Origin of the sequence: Verminephrobacter aporrectodeae subsp. tuberculatae At4 (genome assembly GCF_000193225.1) — a bacterium.
Taxonomy (GTDB): domain Bacteria; phylum Pseudomonadota; class Gammaproteobacteria; order Burkholderiales; family Burkholderiaceae_C; genus Acidovorax; species Acidovorax aporrectodeae.
In genome coordinates, this window is the sequence record NZ_AFAL01000478.1 from 1 (window position 1) to 3282 (window position 3282).

The following is a 3282-nucleotide window of genomic DNA, read 5'->3' on the forward strand; positions in this document are numbered from 1 at the left end:
CCTGACCGCCTGCGGTGGGGCGTGGGGACAGCACAGCAGCGTCCATCGAAGCGATGATGGCGTGACCCTGACCGTCTACGGTGAAGCGTGGGGAGATGGGGGCGACATGCCGGAACCGGCCGCAAACGCCATCGTCACCAGCGTTCCTGCCGCCACATATGAAGCCACCAGCGGCGAAGCCCTGGCTTACGAGATGCTGAACACCGAGCGGCTCCAGTGCGGCTTCGGATTGCTGGCGCAAGACATCAGGCTCGACCAAGCCGCCATGGGGCATCTGGACTACTTGGCGCAAAACAATGCAGTGGGTCATTTCCAGAGACCCGGCAATGCAAGGTTCACGGGCATTAACCCGGGGAATCGGGCCACTGCGGCCGGCTACGACCACAGGCAGGTGGGCGGGGCGCTGTTGTCCGTGCCGTTCGTCGAGAACGTCGAATACGCGGTGCGGTCCGTCCTGAGTGCTCCCCAAGCCCTGGTCGCGCTCCATGGGTTCCGTGACGTCGGTCTGGCTTGGGGGCCAACCGCAGTGGGCCGGACGCTGGAGATGGTCTTCGGCTTGGCCGAGGGCGCCGTGCACCAGGACGCGGGCGAGGTTCTGACCTACCCATGCGAGGGAAGCGCCGGCGTTTTGGCGTCTACAGGCGAAGAGGTGTCGGCACCGTTCCTCGCAGAAGCCGATGCCATCTGGGGCCAGCCCATCCTGGTCAAGGGCGCGAGCGACCTGAGGGTTGCTGCGGCATCGATCACGGGCCCTGGCGGGTTGGTCGCGATCAAGGCGCTTTACGGGGATGGCCAAACGACCGATCCCAACGGGCAGTGCAAGGCCGCAGTGGCCTGCGTCATCCCCGTTGCGCTGGCCGCCAACACCACTTACACCGCCACGGTGTCCGGCACGAATGCGGGTGCATGGTTCATGTCCATATTCAGCTTTCGCACGGGCGCCAGGTAGTGCGGTATGGACTGGAATCCTGGCTGAAGCCATCGCGCGGATTGGAACGCTGCCATGGGTGCAAGGGCGCGGTTCCATGGGAGACATCAGCGCATGGCCCCCATGCACTGCAATCCGTGCAGAAAAAGCCGCCGGCCGCGCCAGTCTTGCGGGCCACTCAACGGAAAGAACCATGAAACCAAAAAACGAATTGCTGGCCACTCTGGTGGCCGGCGTGGCCCTGACCGCCTGCGGTGGGGCGTGGGGAGATGGGGGCGACATGCTGGCACCGACAGCAAGCACCATCGTCACCAGCGTTCCTGCCGCCACATACGTGGCCAACAGCAGCGAAGCCCTGGCTTACGAGACGCTGAACGCCGAGCGGCTCCAGTGCGGCTTCGGACTGCTGGCGCAAGACATCAGGCTCGACCAAGCCGCCATTGGGCATCTGAACTACTTGGCAAAAAACAATGTCATCGGTCATTTCCAGAAACCCGGCAATGCAGGGTTCACGGGCGCTGAACTGGGTGATCGCGCCGCTGCGGCCGGCTACGACCGCAAGCATGTGGGCGAGACGCTGTCGACCGTGCCATTCACCGAAGACGCCGATTACGCGGTGCGGCTCATCCTGAGCGCTCCCTACCACGCCTTGGTCGCGCTCTATGGGCTCCGGGACGTCGGCCTGTCCTGGGGGTCAACCGCAGTGGGCATCCGGACGCTGGAGATGGTCTTCGGCTTGCCCGAGAACATCGCGTGGCAGGACGTCGGCAAGGTTCTGACCTACCCATGCGAGGGAAGCGCCGGCGTTTTGGCGGCCAGAGGCACGGAGGTGCCGACACCGTTCCCCGCAGAAGCCAATGCAGTCTGGGGCCAGCCCATCCTGGTCAATGGCGCGGGCGACCTGAGGGTTGCCGCGGCATCGATCACGGGTCCCGGCGGGTCGGTCGCGATCAAGGCGTTCTACGGGGATGGCCAAACGACCGATCCCAACGCGTGGTGCAAGGCAGGGCTGGCCTGCATCATCCCCGTTGCGCTGGCCACCAACACCACTTACACCGCCACGGTGTCCGGCACGAATGCGGGTGCAGAGTTCAGGTCCACGTTCAGCTTTCGCACAGGCGCCAGGTAGTGCGGTATGGGCCGGGATAAGGGCTGAAGCCATCGCGCGGATTGGCAACGCTGCCATGGATGCAAGGGCGCGGTTCCATGGGAGACAAAAAGCCGCCGGCCGTGCCAGTTTTGCGCGTCACTCAACGAAAGAAAGAACCATGAAACAAAAAACGAATTGCTGGCCGTTCTGGTAGCCGGCGTGGCCCTGACCGCCTGCGGTGGAGCGTGGGGACAGCACAGCAGCGTCCATCGAAGCGATGATGGCGGCGTGATCCTGACCGTCTACGGTGAAGCGTGGGGAGATGGGGGCGACACGCCGGCACCGGCCGCAAGCGCCATCGTCACCAGCGTTCCTGCCGCCACATACGAAGCCACCAGCAGCGAAGCCCTGGCGTACGAGATGCTGAACGCCGAGCGGTCCCAGTGCGGCTTCGGACTGCTGGCGCAAGACATCAGGCTCGACCAAGCCGCCATGGGGCATCTGGACTACTTGGCGCAAAACAATGCAGTGGGTCACTTCCAGAAACCCGGCAATGCAAGGTTCACGGGCGTTAACCCGGGGAATCGGGCCACTGCGGCCGGCTACGACCACAGGCAGGTGGGCGAGACGTTGTTGCCCGTGCCGTTCACCGAGAACGTCGAATACGCGGTGCGGTCCATCCTGAGTGCTCCCCACACCCTGGTCGCACTTCATGGGCTCCGTGACGTCGGCCTGGCTTGGGGGCCAACCGCAGTGGGCCGGACGCTGGAGATGGTCTTCGGCTTGGCCGAGAACGCCGTGCACCAGGACGCGGGCAAGGTTCTGACCTACCCCTGCGAGGGAAGCGCCGGCGTTTTGGCGTCCACAGGCGAAGAGGTGCCGACACCGTTCCTCGCAGAAGCCGATGCCATCTGGGGACAGCCCATCCTGGTCAAGGGCGCGAGCGACCTGAGGGTTGCTGCGGCATCGATCACGGGCCCTGGCGGGGCGGTCACGATCAAGGCGCTCTACGGGGATGAGCAAACGACCGATCCCAACGGGCGGTGCAAGGCCGGAGTGGCCTGCATCATCCCCGTTGCGCTGGCCACCAACACCACTTACACCGCCACGGTGTCCGGCACGAATGCGGGCGCAGGGTTCATGTCCACGTTCAGCTTTCGCACGGGCGCCAGGTAGTGCGGTATGGACCGGGATCCTGGCTGAAGCCATCGTGCGGATTGGCATCAGCGCATGACCCCCATGCACTGAAATCCGTGCAGAAAAA

At 64.6% G+C, this 3282-nt stretch carries 3 protein-coding genes; all 3 read left to right on the forward strand.

The genetic code is table 11. The features are described from left to right. Window position 1 precedes the first annotated feature (1 nt). The 3 genes from VTU_RS0115335 to VTU_RS0115345 all read left to right on the forward strand — a co-directional run bounded on the left by VTU_RS0115335 (window position 2) and on the right by VTU_RS0115345 (window position 3194). Window positions 2-949 carry a CAP domain-containing protein gene (locus tag VTU_RS0115335; RefSeq protein WP_010105710.1) on the forward strand — a complete coding sequence of 316 codons (948 nt, stop codon included), beginning with the start codon at window positions 2-4 and terminating at the stop codon, window positions 947-949. Between the two features lie 172 nt (window positions 950-1121). Further along, on the forward strand, window positions 1122-2057 hold the full coding sequence (locus VTU_RS0115340; protein ID WP_010105711.1) for a CAP domain-containing protein: 936 nt from the start codon (window positions 1122-1124) through the stop codon (window positions 2055-2057). A 156-nt stretch (window positions 2058-2213) separates the two neighbouring features. After that, window positions 2214-3194: a CAP domain-containing protein gene (locus VTU_RS0115345; protein WP_010105712.1), complete on the forward strand. Its 981-nt coding sequence runs from the start codon at window positions 2214-2216 to the stop codon at window positions 3192-3194. The last annotated feature ends 88 nt before the right edge of the window (window positions 3195-3282 follow it).

What these genes read in the sequence shown, in the direction of transcription:
- VTU_RS0115340 (WP_010105711.1), top strand. Translation starts at nt 1,122, where the DNA reads ATGAAACCAAAAAACGAATTGCTGGCCACTCTGGTGGCCGGCGTGGCC.